The 20,316-nt window shown below is 66.8% G+C and carries 9 protein-coding genes and 1 pseudogene; 6 read left to right on the top strand and 4 right to left on the bottom strand.

Annotated elements, in window-relative coordinates; all coding sequences use genetic code 11:
* Nucleotides 1–14: 14 nt before the first annotated feature.
* The 3 genes from OH735_RS01735 to OH735_RS01725 all read right to left on the bottom strand — a co-directional run bounded on the left by OH735_RS01735 (nucleotide 15) and on the right by OH735_RS01725 (nucleotide 3,564).
* Complete coding sequence (locus OH735_RS01735) at nucleotides 15–1,013, bottom strand: carbohydrate ABC transporter permease (protein ID WP_406378815.1); 999 nt, start codon at nucleotides 1,011–1,013, stop codon at nucleotides 15–17.
* Nucleotides 1,013–2,311 carry an ABC transporter substrate-binding protein gene (locus OH735_RS01730; protein WP_406378813.1) on the bottom strand — a complete coding sequence of 433 codons (1,299 nt, stop codon included), beginning with the start codon at nucleotides 2,309–2,311 and terminating at the stop codon, nucleotides 1,013–1,015. Before OH735_RS01730 ends, OH735_RS01735 begins: the two co-directional genes overlap by 1 nt.
* A 452-nt stretch (nucleotides 2,312–2,763) precedes the next feature.
* Nucleotides 2,764–3,564 carry a FadR/GntR family transcriptional regulator gene (locus tag OH735_RS01725; protein ID WP_037692222.1) on the bottom strand — a complete coding sequence of 267 codons (801 nt, stop codon included), beginning with the start codon at nucleotides 3,562–3,564 and terminating at the stop codon, nucleotides 2,764–2,766.
* Nucleotides 3,565–4,055: 491 nt separating this feature from the next.
* Between OH735_RS01725 and OH735_RS01720 the strand changes: the two genes are divergently transcribed.
* The 5 genes and pseudogenes from OH735_RS01720 to OH735_RS01700 all read left to right on the top strand — a co-directional run bounded on the left by OH735_RS01720 (nucleotide 4,056) and on the right by OH735_RS01700 (nucleotide 18,022).
* Complete coding sequence (locus OH735_RS01720) at nucleotides 4,056–6,380, top strand: Ig domain-containing protein (RefSeq protein ID WP_406378811.1); 2,325 nt, start codon at nucleotides 4,056–4,058, stop codon at nucleotides 6,378–6,380.
* Between the two features lie 118 nt (nucleotides 6,381–6,498).
* Nucleotides 6,499–8,865, top strand: a complete 2,367-nt coding sequence (locus OH735_RS01715) for a discoidin domain-containing protein (protein WP_406378809.1) — start codon at nucleotides 6,499–6,501, stop codon at nucleotides 8,863–8,865.
* Nucleotides 8,866–9,000: 135 nt separating this feature from the next.
* Nucleotides 9,001–12,390: a putative Ig domain-containing protein gene (locus OH735_RS01710; protein ID WP_406378807.1), complete on the top strand. Its 3,390-nt coding sequence runs from the start codon at nucleotides 9,001–9,003 to the stop codon at nucleotides 12,388–12,390.
* Between the two features lie 127 nt (nucleotides 12,391–12,517).
* Nucleotides 12,518–14,899 (top strand): Ig domain-containing protein, encoded by a 2,382-nt coding sequence (locus OH735_RS01705; protein ID WP_406378805.1) that lies wholly within the window; start codon nucleotides 12,518–12,520, stop codon nucleotides 14,897–14,899.
* Nucleotides 14,900–15,486: 587 nt separating this feature from the next.
* Nucleotides 15,487–18,022, top strand: a pseudogene (locus OH735_RS01700) (ATP-dependent Clp protease ATP-binding subunit).
* A gap of 24 nt (nucleotides 18,023–18,046) precedes the next feature.
* Here the strand turns inward: OH735_RS01700 and OH735_RS01695 are convergent.
* Nucleotides 18,047–19,054: a LysR substrate-binding domain-containing protein gene (locus OH735_RS01695; protein WP_406378803.1), complete on the bottom strand. Its 1,008-nt coding sequence runs from the start codon at nucleotides 19,052–19,054 to the stop codon at nucleotides 18,047–18,049.
* A gap of 361 nt (nucleotides 19,055–19,415) precedes the next feature.
* Here OH735_RS01695 and OH735_RS01690 point away from each other — a divergent pair, with 361 nt between their 5' ends.
* A complete protein-coding gene (locus tag OH735_RS01690) occupies nucleotides 19,416–20,303 on the top strand; it encodes an oxygenase MpaB family protein (RefSeq protein ID WP_406378801.1) in 888 nt (295 codons plus the stop codon).
* Nucleotides 20,304–20,316 lie beyond the last annotated feature (13 nt).

Here is a 20,316-nt window from a genome sequence, read left to right as displayed (position 1 = left end):
CTTCGTGTTCGTGCTCATGCGGACACCTCGCGTTTCTGCAGCCACCCGAGCGCGATCACGGAGACGGTCGCGACCAGGATCAGCATCGCCACGGCCATCGCGGAGGCGTAGCCGACGTGGTTGCCGTTGAACGCGGTCTGGATCACCTGGAAGGCGAGGGTGGATGTGGTGCCGGGGCCGGGGCCGCCGTTGGTGAGCACCTGGATCTGGTCGTAGGCCTTGAATCCGCCGATCAGTGACATGACCGTGTTGATGGTGACGGCGGGTGCCAGCATTGGCCAGGTGACGTGGCGGAACCGCATCAGTGGTCCGCAGCCGTCGATGGCCGCCGCTTCGTGCAACTCCTGTGGGATGCCCTGCAGTCCGGCCAGGTAGATCACCACGCAGAAGCCGAGCCCCTGCCAGGCGATGACCCACGAGACCGTGTAGAGGGCGAGGCTCGGGTCGGAGAGCCAGCCCGGCGGATGGCTCACCCCCAGCTGTCTCAGCATGGAGTTGAGCAGGCCGTCGTCGACGAGGATCGCCTGCCAGATGACGCTGACCACCACGGCGCTCAGCACGACCGGTAAGAAGAACACGCTGCGCAGAGCGTTGTACAGCCAGCCGCGCCGGTCGAGCAGCAGGGCGATCGCCAGGCCGCCGGCGTTGGTCACCAGCGTCACGATCACGGTGATGACGACGGTGTTCTGCAGTGCTTTGAGGAAATCGCCGTCGGAGAACAGGCTCGTGAGGTTGGACAGGCCCACCCACCGGGTCGGCGGGTTGAAGGGGTTCTTGTTGGTGAGGCTGTAGCCGGCGGTCATGCCGATCGGCACCAGGACGAGGGCCAGGTAGGCGAGTAGTCCGGGAGCCGCGAAGAGAGCGAAGCGGCCCGGTCCGCCGTTCGGCCGGAAGCGCCGGGACGGTCGCGACGGCCGCCGCGCGGGGGTGTCCTGTGATCGGATCGCTGCCGTGTCATGCGCCTCGGGCGCGGCAGCGGAACCCTCCGGCCGAGTCAGGGTACGTATGCGCATTATCGGGTGGCCTTGTCCCACTGCTCGTCCATGTAGGCACCGAACTGGCGGGCTGTCATGCGGCCGCCGAGGAGATTCTGGACGCCGGCCGCGGCCTTGTCGGCCAGGCCGGGCGGCAGGGAACCGTCACCGGTCTCCTGGGAGAACGAGTTGACGATCCCGTCGTCCTTCTGGGCCTGCCGATACGCCGCTACGGTCTTCTTGTAGACGGGACCCATGGTGCTGGGCGGGCTGTAGCCCTTGATGTCGATGATGAGCCCGTCGGCCTTGACGGCGGCGTCCAGGTTCTTCTGGTCCTCCATGAAGGCATTGGCCCACTTCTTGGCCAGGGGAACATCGGACGCCTTGGAGCTCACCGTCATCCCGCCGCCTAGGACGCCCGGGAGTGCCGGGGCCCCTTGGTCCGTGGGCCATGCGAAGACGCCCGTGTCGAAGTCCGGCTTCTTCGCGTCGGCCGAGGCGGAGAACCAGCTGCCCATCGGATACATCGCGCCCTTTCCGTCACGGAAGGCCTGTTCGGTGTCCGCGTAGGAGCGGGAAAGGCCGGCGCGGTCGATGTATCCCTTGTCCGCTAGGCCGGCGACCTTCTGGGCGGCGGCGACGAACGCCGGGTCGGTGAACTTGACCTTGTCCTTGGTGCGCTGGGACAGCCAATCCGGCGTCTTCTTGTAGACGTCGGTGGCCACCGTGCAGATCAGCGGGAACATGTCGGCCCAGGAATCCTTGCCGCCACCGCCGACCACGAAGGGGTTGATGCCCTTCTTCTTCAACTTGGCGCTGTCGTCGAGCAGTTCACGGTAGGTGTGGGGCGGTGTGTCGATTCCGGCGGCCGCGAAGTCCTTCTTGTTGTAGTAAACGAGCGTCGTCTGGGCGGCGTAGGGCAGCTGGTAGACCTTGCCGTCATAGGTGTTGGCGCGGGGGTTCTCGTACGTCGCGAGTTCCTTGTCCGTCCACGGTGACAGCTTGCCCGCCTCGGCGAATCCGGCGGGGTTCAGGCCGATCATGACGTCCGGGAACTGACCCGTGCTGTCGAGCTGCTTCGCGTACCCGGTGCGGTCGGCGCTGGGCGACACGAGCTTCTTGATCGTCACCCCGGGCACCTTCGCCGAGGCGCGGGCAATCGCGGCGTCCCAGTACTTCGCGTCCAGGTTGGGCGTTTCGAAGGTGAGGAAGGTCAGGGTGACCTTGTCGCCGTCGCCCTTGGACGCACTCGTACCGGAACTGCCGGCCGTGCACCCGGTCAGGAGGAGAGCACCTGCGAGGGCGGCGGTTCTCGTGAGTATCGGATTGCGCATCATGTCCAACTTCCCCTACCCGTCGTTGTCCGGGGGGCGGTACCGAGTCGCTGTCTTGTTCGTACCGAGACGAGAGAGGGAATCCCGCTGCCGACCGTCCACCGAATCCGTCACATGGTCCAGACTCTTCCCAGAGTCCTGCTGCTCTCGGGGGCGACCGCTTCCCCTCAGCGTTCGCCCGTCAGGGCACCTTGGGGTATGGAAGTCCGCGCGCGACGGCATGTCAAGAGATGAGACGGAGTTATTCCCTGAACCAGGGAGGCAATAGATCTGATACATGCCGTTAGAGTTTCGCCGGCCCTACGGATTCGCTTCGCGGGAACGAGACGCGTCGGTGGCGCGGTTCACGACCTCGGCATGCTTCGACCGCCCCGTCGCCCCGTCATCCGGTCGTTTCCGGTGTGGGCGGCGGGGCGGGGCGGCGGGGCGCTACTGATCGAGGCTGTCGTCCGCGGTCACGCCCCGTCCCGGCCGGCAGGAGCGGCGGGAGCGGCGAAAATGCGATTGCGGATCTCTCGCTGGACCTGGAGTTCCGTCGTGTCGATATGGCGGGCCATCAGGGCGGCGGCCTGTTCCTGCTCACCGGCCCCGATCGCTTCCAGGATCGCCAGGTGCTGCTCCGCGGCCCCGGCGAGTGATCCCGGTGCGGAGTCGGCCAGGGCCACGATGGTGACCTGTCGCTGCAGCCGCTGGATCGCGTCGACCAGGCTGGAGAGGAACGCGTTCCCCGCTGCCGCGCCGATCGCCTGATGGAACTCCGCATCGGCCCGGCCGAACGACTCGTGGTCGTCGCGCTCGGCGGCCTCCGCCGAGCGCTGCGCCGCCTCGCGGATCGCCCTGAGCTGAACCGGTGTGGCCCGCGCGGCCGCGAGCCCGCTGGTCTCGGCCTCGGTGAAGCGCCGGAACTCGAACAGTTCACCGACGCGGCTCGGGTCGGTCGGCAGGAACCGGGAGAACGTGTCGGACCACAGGTCGTTCCTGGGATGCGCCACGAAGATGCCGCGCCCCTTCTCCACCGAGAGCCTCCCGAGGGCCGAGAGGATCTTGACGCCCTCTCGCACCACCGTCCTGCTCATGTCCACTTCGGCCGCCAGATCCTTCTCCGTCGGCAGCCGGTCGCCGGGCCCCATCCCCTGCCGGGCGACGTACTCCAGGATGCGCTCCGCCGCGACCTCGTAGCCGGGGCGGTAGGGAGCCGCCTCAGTCTCCGTCTCCGATGCCGCGGACGCGGACGCGGGCCGGGAAGATCCAGTCATGTTGCTCCATGTATCCGATGCATGCCGTCACGAAATACCAAGTGCTGGGCCCCCAAGATACCTCCCGGGCCGCCCGTACAGGGGTGCCCGGACCGCCCTACGGAGCACCCGCGCCATCGGGAATAGATCCGAACTAAGCCTTGACGGCCACTTCCGTGCCGTGCACGCTAGACCGCACTTGTGCTGCGGTAGTTACACAGGAGAAGCAAGCGCACTTCCCTGCACGGGCAGGCCTATGGACTCTCCGGTTCACGGCCGTCCGCCGATCCCGCTCCTCGGAACAGCGCGAACCATCTTCGTTGAAGAATACGAACTATCCAGGTGACTTCGTTCGTCGCTCGACGTTTGCCGGCCTTGCGCCCCTATGAGCTGTTCGCGGGCAGTTGATCAGCGATCCCGCGCGTCATCGAGAGTCACTTCACCTAGGAGGACATGTGGACAGGCGTCGCTTTCTGGTTGCCAGCGGCTTGAGTTCGGCCACGGCCGTGGCCATGGCCGCCGGACCCGCGCATGCCGCGCGAACAGCCAGGACCAAGATGTCCTCGTCGCTGCGGATCGGGGCGGGCTTCCTGTCGGTGGGCATCAGCGGCTCCGGGTACGTGGACAGCCTGGTGGACCTGCGTGACGGCACCGACCACCTGGCCAAGGACACCCCTGTGCCGCTGGTCAGCGTGGTGGCCGACGGCAAGCACGTGGTTCCCGCGAAGGTGCGGGTCGTGTCGAGTGACCGGGCGTACCACCGGCAGGTCCTGGAGTTCGTCGGCGAGAGCGTGACGATCCAGGTAGAGGCCGTCGGGTTTCCCACGCATTCCACACTTGAAGTCGTCGGCCTGACGGCCGCCTCGGGTGTGGATGTGCAGACGCTGCTGTGGGGTCCGCTGCCGACGACGCTCGACGACACCATCGGCGAGACGGTCGGTGTGGTCGCCGACTCCGATTTCGTCATGGGGGTCCGGCCGCTGAACGACAAGACGGTGGGCGGGTGGCCGAACGAGCATCTGGCGTACGGGTTCGGTCCTGACCTCGTATGGAATCCGTACGGCCTGCAGACCGGTGTGAAGGACGAGTGGCTGGCGAGCAACGTCGCCGCGAAGACCACGTGGGGCAGCGTCCTGCGCGCCACCACCTACGACTACAGCAAGGCACGGGTCCGGCAGCGCACCAACGGTTACGAGATCCCGCTCGGCCCGCTGCCCGCGCCCGAGGGCCGGATCGTCGGGTCGAAGATCGCCCTGTTCGGCAGTGCGCCGGATCTCGCCCTGACCGTGCTCAGCCAGATCGCCAAGGAGCACGACCAGGCGTACCCCACCCTGGACGGCCAGTGGCAGAAGGCGGCCCAGCGCACCTCGCAGACCCACTTCTGGGTCCACGACCTCAACACGGGCACCGTCACAGCGGCCGCCAAGCTTGCCGCGCAGGCCGGGGTGCGGAACATCTACGCCATCAGCGGCAACGGGCCGTGGGTGTCGCACGGGCACTACCAGTTCAACGGCTCCTTCGGCGGATCGGACGCTGCGGCCGCCCAGTTGGTGGCCGCCGCGGCGAAGGAGGGCATCGAGGTCGGGGTGCACACCCTGTCCACCTTCATCGACGCCAACGACCCGTACATGAAGGCGCCGGCCGATCCACGGCTCGCGGTGGGCGGCTCCGCCCGGCTCACCCGCCCGCTGGCCGGGTCGGACACCACGCTGTACGTGGATGCCAACGGCCTGCTGGCCTCCGGCGTCGACGGTCAACGGATGCGCATCGGCGACGAGTTCATCACCTACGGCTCCGTCACCAAGGTCAGCAACACCGAATGGCAGGTCAGCGGCCTGAGCCGGGCACAGTGGTCCTCGGTCGCCAAGGACTACCCGGCCGGTGCCACCGTCGCCCGGCTCATCCAGAACGGCTACGGCGGCGCGCTGGCCGGTCTGCCGATCACCGACGAGATCGCGACCCGGCTGGCCACCGCCTACAACACAAGCGGCGTCCACGCCACGTCCTACGACGGGCTGGAAGGCACCGGCTACAACGGCTGGGGCGGCTACGGCTTCGCACGGCTCGTCAACGGCGTCCACCGGCAGGTCACCACCAAGAACTTCATCACCGAGTGCAGCAACCTCGCGTCGAACACCTGGGACGCCCAGTCCAGGGCGAGCTGGGGTGAGATCGGCCCCACGAGCTACGCCCAGATCATCCGCAGCAACACCTTCTACCGGGCGAACTACCTGCCCGGGATGATGGGCCAGCAGGGGCTCTCGGGCGGCGACGCCCTGCAGAAGATCGAGGACACCCTGGCGCACGCGGCATCCCTCGACGCCGGCATCAACTTCGAGACCAGCGTGAGCAGCCTCCAGTCCGGGCAGAACACCGCCGTGCTGCTCGCCGCCGTCCGGATGTGGGAGTCCGCGCGCGCATCCGGCGCGTTCACTGCCGAGCAGAAGAAGCAACTGGGCGTCGCGAGCAGGCACTGGCACCTGAGCGAGGTCACGCCGGACGCCGAGTGGACGCTGCAGGAGATGGACACGTCCGGTCAGCCGATCGGTGACCCGCAGTCGATCAAGGCCCCGACGCCGGGCTTCGCCACCTCGGAGCCGACGGACGCCCGGGTCGGAAAGCTGTACGCCTTCAAGGTGACCTCGACGACTCCGCGGACCATCCGCTACGAGGTCACCGACGGCCGGCTCCCGCGCGGCCTGACCCTCAACCAGGACACCGGTGGCATCACCGGAATCCCGACCGCCACCGGCACCAGCAATTTCACCATCACAGCAAGGAACGGCGGGATCATCGCCGACGCGAAGACCACCTACAAGATGACGACCCGGCCGTGACCGCTGCCGTGCCGTGCCCCGGCCTCGGTCGGGCACGGCACGGCCGGCACCTGCTCCCCGTCGCGTCACCCGCACGAACCTCCAGGAACGAATCCATCGAGAACGCTTGGAGTTTCACATGAGAGTGCGTCCAAGACAGCTGCTGTGCCTTCTCGCGCTAATGGTCTCCTTGCTCGCCCTCGCGGCTCCCGCCACACCGGCGAGCGCCGCCCCCGACCCGGTCAACGCAGAACCCGCAGTGGTGCCCGCCCTCCAGAAGTGGCAGGGCCGCACCGGATTCTTCGAGCTGAGCCGGCACAGCCGCATCGTGTTCGCCGGAGCGCACCGCGACCGTCTCCGCGATCAACTCGCCAACCTCCCCGACGAGATCGAGCAGGTCACGGGGCGCAAGCCGGCCCTGTCGCCGCGCCACCCGCACAGCGGCGACATCGTGCTTTCGGTCGATCCCACCCTGCCCGAAGCGGTGGACAGCACCCGGTTCAAGGAAGAGGGCTACACCTTCACGGTCTCCGGCGAGAACGTGCGGATCACCGCGCCGACCGCGAAGGGCGTCTTCTACGGCACCCGTACGCTCCTGCAGATCCTGCTGCTCGACGACGGCCGTGACTCCGTCCCCGTGGGCACCGCCGTGGACTGGCCGAACTACAAGGTGCGGGGCTTCACGCTGGATGTCGGGCGGCGCTTCTTCACCGCGGACTTCATCCGCGACTACATCCGCCTCATGGGCTGGTTCAAGCTCAACGAGTTCCAGATCCACCTCAACGACAACGGGTTCAAGGGCGACCGGCCCTGGAGCGAGGCCCAGGCCGGCTTCCGGCTCAAGACCGACAACCCCGCGCTGTCCGGCCTGGCCTCGAAGGACGGGGCGTACGATCGGCACGACTGGGACTCCTTCGAGGACACCGCCGCCGCCAACGGCGTCACCCTCGTCCCCGAGTTCGACGCCCCCGCCCATTCGCTCGCGTTCATCCGGTTCAAGCCGTCCCTGGGCCTCAACAACGGCGATTCCGACCACCTGGACCTGTCCGAGCCGGAGACCACCGCGTTCATGAAGTCGGTGTTCGACGAGTTCACGCCGTGGTTCCGCGGCCCGGACGTGCACTTCGGCGCCGACGAATACCGGTCGGACAAGCCCCGCTACAAGAGCTACTTCAACGAGATCGCCGCCCACATCCGCACGCTCGGCAAGCATCCGCGCGCCTGGGGCAGCCTGTCCCTGATGACGTCCAACACCGAGGGCTTCGACCGCGACGTCACCCTCAACAGCTGGAACAACTCGTGGTACGGCCCGCAGGCCGCCGAGAAGGACGGCTATTCGTTCATCAACACCAACGACGCCCTGCTCTACATCGTCCCGTTCGCGAGCTACTACCACGGCCACGGCCTGGACGGTAAGTACCTCTACGACAACTGGGAACCCAACGTCTTCCCCGACGGCCAGAGCGTCGCACCGAAGGACCCCCAACTCCTCGGCGCCATGTCCTCGGTGTGGAACGACCTGACCAAGTCCAGCTACACCGAACTCGACGTGCACGAGCTGGTCGAGCCCACCTTCGGCGTCCTCGCGCAGAAGATATGGAGCGGCGCCAACTCGGGTGTCCCGTACAGCGATTTCATGTCGGCCGTGCGCAAGCTCGGCGTGGGTACGGGGCTGACCGAGGTCGCCACGACACTCGCCACCCCGGCCAACAGTGAGCTGAGTGCGGGCAAGCCGGCGTCCGCGTCCGCGGGCACGGCCGACGCGGCGTTCGACGGGGTGAGCACCACCAAGTGGCAGAGCGGCCCGGGAGATCACGCCTGGCTCCGCGTGGACTTTGGCCGCCCCCAGACCGTCACCAAGGCCGACCTGGACTGGGCGCCCGCACACGGCCGTGACTACGCGATCCAGGTGTCCGGCGACGGCACGACCTGGACCACGGTCGCCCGCCGCACGGACCGCGCGTCCGCGGGATCCGACACGCTCACCTTCGAGCCGGTCACCGCCCGGTACGTGCGTCTCGTCGGCACCGAAGCGGCCCGCAAGCAGGACGGCTTCGCGCTGTGGAGCATGCGCGTCTTCGACGCAGCGGATCTGGCGCTGCACCGGCCGACCACCGCGTCGTCGTCCGAAGTGCCCAGCCTGGGACCGGAGAACGCCACCGACGGTGACCCGGTGAGCCGCTGGGCCAGCACCTACCGTGACGGCGAATGGATTCAGGTGGACCTGGGCCAGGTACAGACGGTCCGCCGCGTCCTGCTCGACTGGGAGACGGCGTCCGGAAAGGACTACGACATCCAGGTCTCCGACGACGGGACGAACTGGAAGACAGCCGCCGCCGTCCGGGACAAGCCCGCAGGCGCCCGCGTGGACGACCTCACCTTCGCTCCCGTGTCGGGCCGGTACATCCGCATGCAGGGCATCAAGCGCACGTCGTCCTTCGGCTATTCGCTCCGGCGCCTCGAGGTCCGGGCCGCGAGCCCGGCGACGAACCTGCTGCGCCGCTGAGCCGCGGTGCCGGCCGGTGACGGCGCCGGTCGGCACCACTGCACAACCTCTACCGAGCACGGAGTAGTCGCGCTAATGAGAGAGGGCCACTCGACAGTGAGTAACAGCTATAGAAAGATCGCTTCCTTCTTGGGGGTGGTGATCGTCGCATCACTCCTGTTCGGTGTATCCGCAACGAAAAAGGCGTCCGCGCAGCAGGTGCCCGGGAACGCTCAGTTCATCAACTCCTGGCTGGTCTCGGGCCCATTCGATTCGCCGGTGGTCGACAAGCAATATGAATGTGAAGCCGATGGCTCGAAGACCCCGGTCGACGGGAAGGCGGAGATCACTCCGAAGGTCGGCGATTCATTGAGCTTCGGCAACGAAAGCAGAAAGTGGGAGTACTTCGACGACCGCATCTATAACCGGAACTACGACGACTACCAGGATCTTTACGGGTATTACTCCGTCAAGAAGGGTGTCGATACGAGGAACAAGTACGTGTATGCACACACGTACGTCTACAGCCCGGTCGAGCAGCAGGCATATCTCAATGTCGGTGCGAGCGGTTCGTACCGGCTGTATGCGAACGACAGCTGCCTGACGAACCCGAGCACCCCGGTGGAGGTGCAAAAGGATCTGACGAAGCAAGCCGTCCAGCTGCACGCAGGCTGGAACAAGCTGATGATTCAGATCAAGCACACCTACACGGAGAACGTGAATTCAAACGGTGTGCCGATAGCCAAGGATCAGAACGTCGCCTTTCTCGGGTTCTACGGCCGGGTGGCGGACCAGAACGGCAACAAGATCGATGGCCTGATCAATTCCGTGACAGGGTCGTCGGGGAGTCTGCAGATCGTGTCGCAAGGACTTTCGACCGACGATGCGATCCACGCTCCGCTTCCGAAGAACAGCATGCCCACCGGCTACAAGGAATGGCCGTACGTCTGGAACAAGTCGGCGTCCAACAACAAGTACGGCGTCAGCGCTTCGGCTTTCCAGTTCATGGCTGCCGGTGGCGCGCCGGGCTATACCTGGAAGATCATCGAAGGGAAGTTGCCTGATGGCCTGGCGCTGAACCCTGATGGCTCCATCGCGGATGGACTGGTCGACGGGAAAGTCGATCTGAACAGCACCAAAGGCATCGTTGGCGTCAACACCGAACCAGGCGACTACCACTTCACCGTCCAGGTGGCCGACAAGGAAGGGAGTACTGCCTCAAAAGACTTCACCATCACGGTGAAGGAACGTCCGAACAAGTGGTTCGAGGAGGGCAGGGTCAGCGCACTGACTCATTCCACCCCGACGTACAACTACTTCGTGGATCCCAACTACTCCGTTGATCAATGGGCAGCGAGAGCGAAGCACGAAGGACACTCGCTGGTTTCGGTCGAATCCCTGCAGCAGAACTACTTCTGGCCGTCAAAATTTGCCGATCCGAAGCACATCAGGGCGGAGTACCTCCCCAAGGACGAGAACGGCAAAGTAGTGGACGGGTTGAAGCCGTATGAACAGGCAGTAAAGCGGTACGGCATGAAATTCGGCCTGTACTACGCTACCGAGGGCGGCGGCTTGCAGCATTACTCCACTGATGTGTTCGTGCAGAATGTGGAGGATCTTATCAAGCGTTACTCTCCGGACTACCTGTACTTCGATGGCCCACAGGCAATGCCCAATGCCAACTACGACGCGATGTACAGCGCGGTACGCGACCACAGCGATGAGATCATCGTGGACTCAAATGCCCAGGGGGCAGAGTACGGTGATCCGGATGTGAGAACAAGCGAGGCGTCGGGCATCTACGCCAATACGGGGAAGGACCATCTTCTCAAGCGGACCCCCATGGAACCGTGGAAGATGATCCACACCAAGAACATGCTCTCCCCGTACTACGGAAAGCGCGACGACTTCAGGCAGGTCACCAAAGAGATGGTGATGAATGCCGGTCGGGGCTATGTCGACAACAATGATCAATCGGTTCTCGACAGCCGGGGACCGAACTGGGACTCTCCCCAGGAAATCGCCACGAGATACCCGAAGGCCGTCCAGGAGTTCATCGACGTAAGAGAGAACCTCACCAACTGGTTCGCTCCGGATCACGGTCCGGAGAGACACGAGTCCACGACGGGCACGGCGCCGTACTTCCTGGCGGACGCCGGCTACGAAGACGATGGACGAGGAAACTACGAGAAGTTCGCTTTCCCCAACAGCACGACCGGCCCGCAATGGGGATATGCGACCGCCAGGGACAACAACATCTATCTGCACATCGTGAAGGGGCCGGACGGCAAGAAGGGCTTCGACGCGATCACCGACAAGCCCCTGACCATTCGTCCGGTCAAGGATCGGGTGAAGTCGGTGAGATGGCTGAACAGCGACGTCCCGGTCACGTCGTTCAGTCAGAAGGGCGACAGCCTGACCATCGACCTGGCCGATGTGAAGGAAGACCCGATCGACACGATCGTCAAGATCGTGACGGACAATCCTGAGCGCAAGTACAAGCTGACCGACATCGACGTCACCGGTGAGCAGTTGGCGCCGAAGGTGCTGAAGGTCAAGGCCGAGGGCTACATGGCGTATCCCGCACTGAAAGCCAAGCTTTCGGGCGTTACCTACAGCAGCGCGAACCCTGAGACAGCGAAGGTTCGCCCCGGTGGAATCGTGCATCCGGTGTCGGACGGCACGACGAGCATCACGGTCCGAGGCACTTATGAGGGCGTGACCAAGCAGGGCGTGCTGAAGGTGACGGTCAAGGATGGCCTCGTCCATGCCGCCGGCATGCTCGGTGCGTCGTTGTCGGTGGAAGGGAAAGAGGCCTACGGCGAGTTCGGCCTGAACGACGGGCTCACGTACGAGATACAAGGCGGGTCGACCTCGGGCGGGCCCATCGGATTGGACGCGGCTCAGATCGAATGGCATGGCGGAATCGTCGATCTGGCCGGCGGTGACAAATACAAGCCGGTCGCCATCAAGGAAGTGGACACGTTCACGTTCAAGGGGAACAAGATCATCACCCCACAGGTCGAGGCACCCACGAGAGGGGTCGTCTGGGCAGACGTGACACTGGACGGTAGGACCTACCGAACAAACAGGGTCTTCATGGGCCTGCTGCCGTACCGGAACCTCGCAAAGGGCGCCGAAATCACGGCCGGCCAGGGGCAGGATGCGTTGTCGAACCTCACCGACGGCAGGCTCGTCGATGGCGACCACTTCGATCAGTCGAAGTGGTCGGTGCCAGGAAGCGAAAAGGCTTGGATTCAATTCAAGCTGCCCGCGAAGTCGGATATCGCGAACATCGACATCAACTTCAACACGCTGGATCAGAAGTACCTCAATACGCCCAGGACAATCAAGATCCAAACCAGTGTCGACGGCGTGACCTGGACTGACACCACTGGTGTCGACGGCCCGACGGGTACTGCCTATTTCGGGTTCAACAACCAGTACCCCCTCACCGCGCAGGCCCAGTACGTGAAGTTGGCGTTCGACGACGGCTCGAACGGGTCGACGACCGACCTGCTCGAGGTAGCCATCAACGGGAGATAGGCGACATGGAGACCGGCCGGCGTCGTGGCCTTCATCGGTGACGACGCCGGCCGACACCACTGCACAACCGATTGCACCCTCCACGTAGAACACGAGACATATCGACACATGCCGATTTGGAGGAATCGTGGACAGAAGAAACTTCCTGATCGCCGGCGGCGTCAGTTCGCTGGCGCTGATCGCGACACCGGCCCTCGCTCAGCCGGCAGCAGCAGGGCCGGCGTTCACGGAACAGGCCGGCCGCCCGTTGCGGATCAGGGCGGGATTCCTGTCGTTGGGTCTCGACCCGACGGGCCGGGTCGTCGAACTGAAGGACATACGCACGGGAACCGACCATCTGTCGGCGGGCAAGTCGCTCCCCCTGGTGTCCGTCGTCCTGGGCGACGGAGAGCAGGACGTCCCCACCCAGGTGAAGGTCTCCCGGCGGGACCGGCACGTGCTGGTGTTCAGCGGCGGCCGGGCGACGGTCGAGGTCGAGGTCGTCAACCACGCGACGTACGCGACGCTTGAGGTCGTCGGTCTGGACGCCCCGCCGGGCGTGGACGTGCGGACCCTGCTGTGGGGGCCGCTGACCACCAGCGTCACCGACACCGTCGGCGAGGCCGTCGGTGTGGTCCGCGACAGCGGCTTCGCCCTCGGCATCACCCCGCTCAACGACAAGACCGTCGGCGGCTGGCCCAAGGAGTTCGACGCGTACGGGTTCGGCTCGGAGGTGAAGTCGAAGCCGTACGGGGAGGCCGGAACGCAGAACGAGTGGGGCGCCGCGGCGAAGACGTCGTGGGGCAGCATTCTGCGCGCCTACTCCTACGACTACAGCACCGTACGGACCCGCGAGGACGGCATCCGGATCGGTCCGCTGCCGGGCTTCGAAGGCCGGATCCTCGGATCGAAACTGGCTGTGTACGGCAGCACCCCTGATCTCGTGCTCACCGTGCTCAGCCAGATCGCGCAGGGCGAGCACCTGCCGTACCCGACCATCGACGGGCAGTGGCAGAAGACGGCCCGGGCGACCCGGCAGCCGTTCCTGGCTCTGTCGTCCCTCGGCACCTCGAACCTCTCCGACGCCATGAGGTTCGCGAAGCAGGCGGGCATCAAGAACGTCTACTCCGTGCAGGGCGCCGCCGGTCCCTGGAAGTCGACGGGGCACTACCAGTTCAACAGCGGCTTCGGCGGCTCGGACGCCGCCGCGGCTCAACTGGTGGCGACCGCCGCCGCGGGCGGCATGCGGGTCGGCGTGCACACCCTGTCCAACTTCATCCAGGCCAATGACCCGTACATCTCTCCCGCACCGGCCGACAAGCGGTTCACGGTCGGCGCGACCGTGAAGCTGACCCGCGCTCTGGCCGCGTCGGACACGACCCTGTACGCCGACGGAGACTCCGGCGGCGGCGGCGGCGGTCACGTCATCGGCCGACGGCTGCGCATCGGCGACGAGTTCCTCACATACTCCGGTGTGACGCAGGCCGGCGCCGGCGAGTGGCAGTTCACCGGCGTCAGTCGGGCGCAGTGGGGATCGGCCGCGGCGGCCCACCCCGCCGGGGCCGACGCCACCCGGGTCAGCGAGAACCAGTACGGCGGAGCGCGAGGCGACCTGCCGGTCATCGACGAGATCGCCACCCGTCTTGCCACCATGGCCAACACCACCGGTGTGCGGAGCATCTCCTACGACGGACTGGAGGAGGTGTCCTGGAGCGGCTGGCGCGGCCAGGGCTTCGCTCACCTGGTCAACGGGATCTACCGCCGGCTCGACTCCCGGGACGGCTTCATCTGCGAGGCCTCCAACCCGTCGTCCAACTCGTGGTTCGCCCAGTCGCGGATCAGCTGGGGCGGCATCGGCTGGTCCGATTCCAACTACGCGCAGGTGACCAGGAACAACAACTTCTACCGGGCCAACTTCCTGCCCGCCATGGGCGGTTCACTGCCGATCGGCGGGGGCACGAGCACGCTCGGCGTCGAGCACAACCTGGCCCTCGGCGCGTCGATCGGCGCGAACTTCGGCTGGTTCGAGACGAGCACGGACAGTCTCGCCAAGGGATCCAACACCGCGGCGGTCCTCACCGCGGTACGGATCTGGAACTCCGCCATCGAGGCCGGCGCCTTCACGCCTGCCCAGCAGCAGCTCATGACCGACGAGAAGAAGAACTGGCACCTGAGCGAGATGACGGATGGGAAGGAGTGGTCGCTGCAGGAGCTGGACTCGTCCGGCAGTCCGGTCGGCCAGGCTCAGCCGGTGCAGGCGCCGAAGCCCGGTTTCACGACACCGGAGCCGGCCGACGGCCGCGTGGGTGAGCTGTACGCGTTCAAGGTCACCTCCAGCTCGCCCCGGACGGTCCGGTACGAGGTCACATCCGGCGCGCTGCCCGCCGGACTGAGCCTGAACAAGGACACCGGCGGCATCACCGGAGTCCCCACCGCCCCGGGCACCAAGCGGTTCACGATCACCGCGCGCAACAACGGCATCATGCCCGACGCGGAGGTCACGTACAGCCTGCAGGTCACTCGCGGCTGACAACGGCCTCGGTCGGTCCATGACCGCTGAAAACAGTCAGGGCCACGACGGAAGTGTGACGACACGCCTCAGCGCTTCCCTTCGACGGCGTCCAGAGAGATGTCGTGGCCCTGACTCGCCTGGTTCTTGTACACCGACACCGTGATCGTGACGGGGCCGCACCGTCGATACTGATCCGCGTCATTGCCTGGTACGGGCCGAGCAGTGCGCGCAGGGCGATCTGCCGGCCGGTGATGTGCACACCTGCGGCATGACTGGGGAAGCGCCACCTGCCTCGGACCCGGCGGACTCCACAGGGGCAGATGTGCGCCTTATGCCCCGGTTTCGGGTCAGGAACATCAGCTAGTGCCATGTATCGATCCTCGTCACAGCGGTCGCGGCGAAGAACCGACGGAGTCCGGCCTGTGCAGTCGTCGACAGCCCGCATTCCGGCTCTGCCGACGGCCGGACGTCCACGCCGTCCCGGTGAGCGATTCCTGCCGATGCCGTCCCGCTCGTCGGGCTGCGCCGACAGCGCCATTCCGTTTGGGGAGCGGTGGACATCGAGTTTGAGTGTGAAGGACCCCCTTCGCACATCAGGAGCTCACATGTCGGTGGCGTTCGGTTCACCCTTCGGTTCGGCCGATCCGTTCAGCGATCTACTGAATCGATTCTTCGGGATGTCGCCCGGAACGTCACCCCCAGCCGTGCAGCGCGTACCCATTGGGCGGCTCCTGACGGAGTCGTCGCACGAACTCCTCAACACGGCCGCGCGAAAGGCGGCCGAGGACGGAACTTCCGACCTCGACACGGAGCATCTGCTGTGGGCGGCCACACAGGTCGATCCGGCACGAAGGCTGCTGTCCCAGGCGGGGGGTGGACCCCGAAGCGCTCGCGGCTCACATCGCCGAAGTGCTCCCCCGGGAGTCCGGCGAGCCGTCCGCGGAGCCGGGACTCACGCCGGCGGCGAAGCGCACCCTCGCCGCCGCCTACGCGGATTCGCAGGCGGCAGGGGTTTCCTACATCGGCCCCGAGCACATCCTCGGCGCGCTCCTCGGCGACCCCGAATCCGGTGCCACCCGATTCCTGCGCGCGGAGGACCTGGACGTGCAGAGGCTGCGCGGCCTCACGGAGCGGGCGGCCCGCGCGACGGGTGGTGCTCCCGCTGCCGGGAAGCAGCCGTCCACGACCCTGGACGAGTACGGCAGGGACCTGACCGAGGAAGCGAAGGCGGGGAAGCTCGATCCGGTGGTCGGCCGGGCCGAGGAGATCGAGCAGACCGTCGAAATCCTCTCGCGGCGCTCCAAGAACAACCCCGTGCTCATCGGGGAGCCCGGGGTCGGGAAGACCGCCATCGTGGAGGGACTGGCCCAGCGCATCGTGTCGGGCGAAGTGCCCGACACACTGAAGGACAAGCGGGTCGTCGCCCTGGACCTGTCCGGCATGGTGGCCGGCGCGCAGTACCGCGGACAGTTCGAGGAGCGCCTGAAGAAGGTCATCGAGGACGTCCAGGAGGCGAGCGGCGACATCGTCCTCTTCATCGACGAACTGCATACCGTCGTCGGCGCCGGTGCGACGGGCGAGGGCTCCATGGACGCGGGCAACATGCTCAAGCCCGCACTCGCACGCGGCGAACTCCACGTGGTGGGAGCGACGACGATCGACGAGTACCGCAAGCACGTCGAGAAGGACGCCGCTCTCGAACGTCGCTTCCAACCCGTCCTGATCCCGGAGCCGACGGTCGAGGAGACGGTCCAGATCCTCGAAGGGCTGCGGGACGCCTACGAGGCCCACCACCAGGTCCGCTTCGCCGACGGGGCCCTGGCGGCAGCGGCGGAACTCTCCGACCGCTACATCAGCGACCGGTTCCTGCCCGACAAGGCCATCGACCTGATGGACCAGGCGGGCGCCCGTGTGCGGCTGCGCAGTGCGAGCCGTTCCACCGAGATCGTCAGCCGCGAGGACCGCCTCGCGAAGTTGCGACGGGAGAAGGACCAGGCCGTCGCGGGAGAGGAGTTCGAGAAGGCCTCCGAACTGAAGCAGCAGATCGCCGAGGTGGAGGGCGAGCTCGCGGGAATCGAGGAGCGCCGAGAAGGCGTCGTCTCGGTCACGGCTGCCGACATCGCCGGAATCGTCTCCCGCCGCACGGGGATTCCGGTCTCCCAGCTCACCGCCAGCGAGAAGGAGAGGCTCCTCAAGCTCGAAAAGGAGATGCACGCCAGGATCGTCGGCCAGAACGAGGCGGTCACCGCCGTATCCGAAGCCGTGCGCCGGAATCGAGCGGGCATGGGAGACCCGAACCGCCCTGTCGGTTCGTTCCTCTTCCTGGGGCCGACGGGTGTGGGCAAGACCGAACTCGCCAAGACACTGGCCGAGTTGCTGTTCGGCGACGAGAACCGCATGATCCGGTTCGACATGAGCGAGTTCCAGGAGAAGCACACCGTGGCCCGGCTCGTCGGGGCGCCCCCCGGATACATCGGATACGAAGAGGCCGGCCAGCTCACCGAGAAGGTTCGGCGCCACCCGTACAGCGTGGTGCTGTTCGACGAAGTGGAGAAGGCACACCCCGACGTCTTCAACACCCTGCTCCAGATCCTCGACGACGGTCGTCTCACGGACGGACAGGGCCGCACGGTCGACTTCCGCCACTGCGTGGTCATCATGACGTCCAACATCGGCGCCCATCGCATCCTCGCCCACAAGGGCGACGCGGCCGAGCTCAAGGACGAGCTGATGGAGGACCTTCGGGGACGATTCCTGCCCGAGTTCCTCAACCGCATCGACGACATCATCGTCTTCCACAGTCTCACCGAGGAAGACCTGTCGGAGATCATCGAGCACCTCCTGCGCCGGAGCAAGCACCGCGTCCACGCGCAGGGCATGACGCTGGAGGTCACCGAAGCGGCGAAGAAGCTGCTGGTCGCCCATGGCTACCAGCCGCAGTTCGGTGCCCGTCCGCTGCGCCGCACGATCCAGACGGAACTCGACAACCGCGTCGCCTCACTGCTGCTCGGCGACGAGGCCGGGCCCGGAGACACGATCGTTGCCGATGTGCTGGACAACTCGCTCCACTGCACGGTGCGCAGGGACCCCTCCGACGGCAGTGCGGACCACGAGGACACGGCGAGCACCGGCGCGGCTTGAGGGTCGTGGCGCGGTCCGGCCCGCCTACTGCGGCGCGGGATCCCCGGGGAGGCGTTCCAGTGCGGCGGCGACGCCGGCGTGCCGGGCGACCTCCGTGAGGGCGCCTGCCATGACCGAACCCGGCTCGCGGGCGGCGGTCACCAAACCGACCGGCACGGTCCCGGAGGGCTCGACCATCGGCACCGCCCGCATGCCGTGCGGCACGCCGAAGACGTGCAGCCAGGCGTGCGGCACGATACTGGCCCACCGGCCCGTCCGGACACGGGCGAAGAGCGTGGCCACGGAATCGGTCTCGCCCCTGGGCGACGGACGCGCCCAGGCCTCGGCGAACAACTCGTCCAGCACCCGGCGCCCCTGCATGGCCTCGGTCAGCAGGCAGAGCGGCAGCGCGGACGCCTGCGCCCACGACGCCGCCGTCCGATGGGCGAGGCTGTCGGCGGCATCGGTCAGCAGCACATAGCGCTCCTCGTACAGCGGGACCGCCTGGAAGCTCTCCGAAAGACCTTTGTGCAGATACGTGATTCCGGCGTCGATCTCGAAGTTCTGCAGCTGCCGGAGAATGTCCTGCGACTGCAGGTCCGCCACGATTTCCACGGTGACCAGGGGGTGCGCCACGCAGAACGGGCCGGTCAGCAGGGCGACGGCGCCCGTCGCGGTCGGCACCGAGCCGATCCGCGCCCGGCCGCTCAGCCCGGTGCGCAGGGCCCCGGCCTCGTCCTTGAGGGCATCACGGTCGGCCAGCAGCCGCTGCGCCCGCACCACGATGCGTTCGCCCTCGGGTGTGAGGCCCTCGTGCGTGCGGCCGCGCCGGACCAGTGGCACGTCGAGCTCTTCCTCAAGCTCGACCCGCTTGCGGGTCATCTCCCAGGTGACGTGCTTGATCCCGCTCTCGCAGATGTCCAGATGCAGACCCTTGGTGTCGTCCGGCCACGCGCATCCGGGGCAGTCGAAGCCGGTGTTCTCATGGTTCATCCGCATGATCGCCCGTGGGCCGTCCACCAGCGCGCCCTCGCGTACCAGGAGTCGGGTCACGCTCTTGGCTGCGCCCCAGGCGGCGGCAGGATGGTGGTAGGGGCGGAACTCTGGATTCCGCTCGGGAGCGGGCCCTGCTCCCTTCCATCATTCGGGTACAAGGCGATAGAGGGCACTTTCCTGGCGCGCTATGCCGGGCGGCCCACGCGCGCCATTCGGTTCCCGGACGTATCCGCTCCGGGCGGTCCCGGCAGCCGTTCCCGGGCGGGCGGACGGCGTCCCCCGCAGCCCGGGGGACCGGTGGAACGGCGGGAATCGTGCGCCGCGGTGGCGCAGGGGGCCGCGATACCATCGAGGATGAACTCCGGCCCGATCGGGGCCGGTTGTCGGCCTCGTGCGGACGGTGGGAGGTACGGGCGACATGGTGGACGCCGACCCGGGGCTCTTCGGACCCGAATCCGTCACCTGGCAGCTGCACGGCGACCCGATGATGTGGGTCGCCGGAGTGCGCGCGCTCTACCTCCAGGCGCTGCACCCGCGCGCCGTACGCGGCGTCATGCAGAACTCCGACTTCCGCGAGGACGCCTGGGGGCGGCTGATGCGCACGGCCGGCTTCGTCGGAACGATCACCTACGGCACCACCGAAGCGGCCGAGAAGGCGGGCGCCCGGGTCCGCCGGATCCACCGGCTCCTCAAGGCCACCGACCCGGCGACCGGGGAGACGTACGGCGTCGACGAACCCGAGCTGCTGCTGTGGGTGCACTGCGCCGAGGTCGACTCATACCTCCAGGTCGAACGCCGCTCCGGCTTCCCGCTCACCGAAGCCCAGGCCGACCGCTACGTCGACGAGCACCGCCACAGCGCCCGGCTCGTCGGCCTCGACCCCGCCGACGTACCGGCCACCACCGCGCAGCTCGCCGCCTACTTCGAACGGGTGCGGCCACAACTCGCCGCGTCCCCCGAGGCATTGGACGTCGACGACTTCCTGCGCCGGCCACCCGTCCACGCACTGCTCGTACCGGCGCGCGCACTGCTGTGGCGGCGCGTCGCGGCACTCGCCTACCAGTCACTGCCCCCGTACGCCCATGAGCTCTACGGCAGACCCGTGGGGCCCGCGCGCACCGTCGACCGGCGGCTGCGCACCACCGGAACCGCTCTGCGCTGCATTCCGTCCCGGCTCCGCTGGAAACTCCCGCCCGGTCACATTCTCAACGCGATGGCCCGACTCGGTCCTGGCAGCCGCCCCACCCCGTACAAACTGCGCAGCCGGGCGGCCATACTGGACGGGCCGGGGAGGGCACCGAGGTAGGCGAAGCTACGGG

This window comes from Streptomyces sp. NBC_01618 (assembly GCF_045209435.1).
In the GTDB taxonomy this organism is placed as follows: domain Bacteria; phylum Actinomycetota; class Actinomycetes; order Streptomycetales; family Streptomycetaceae; genus Streptomyces.
This window is presented reverse-complemented; position numbering and strand designations above follow the sequence as displayed.

What these genes read in the sequence shown, in the direction of transcription:
- OH735_RS01735 (WP_406378815.1), bottom strand. Translation starts at nt 1,013, where the DNA reads ATGCGCATACGTACCCTGACTCGGCCGGAGGGTTCCGCTGCCGCGCCC.
- OH735_RS01730 (WP_406378813.1), bottom strand. Translation starts at nt 2,311, where the DNA reads ATGATGCGCAATCCGATACTCACGAGAACCGCCGCCCTCGCAGGTGCT.
- OH735_RS01725 (WP_037692222.1), bottom strand. Translation starts at nt 3,564, where the DNA reads ATGACTGGATCTTCCCGGCCCGCGTCCGCGTCCGCGGCATCGGAGACG.
- OH735_RS01720 (WP_406378811.1), top strand. Translation starts at nt 4,056, where the DNA reads ATGGCCGCCGGACCCGCGCATGCCGCGCGAACAGCCAGGACCAAGATG.
- OH735_RS01715 (WP_406378809.1), top strand. Translation starts at nt 6,499, where the DNA reads ATGAGAGTGCGTCCAAGACAGCTGCTGTGCCTTCTCGCGCTAATGGTC.
- OH735_RS01690 (WP_406378801.1), top strand. Translation starts at nt 19,416, where the DNA reads ATGGTGGACGCCGACCCGGGGCTCTTCGGACCCGAATCCGTCACCTGG.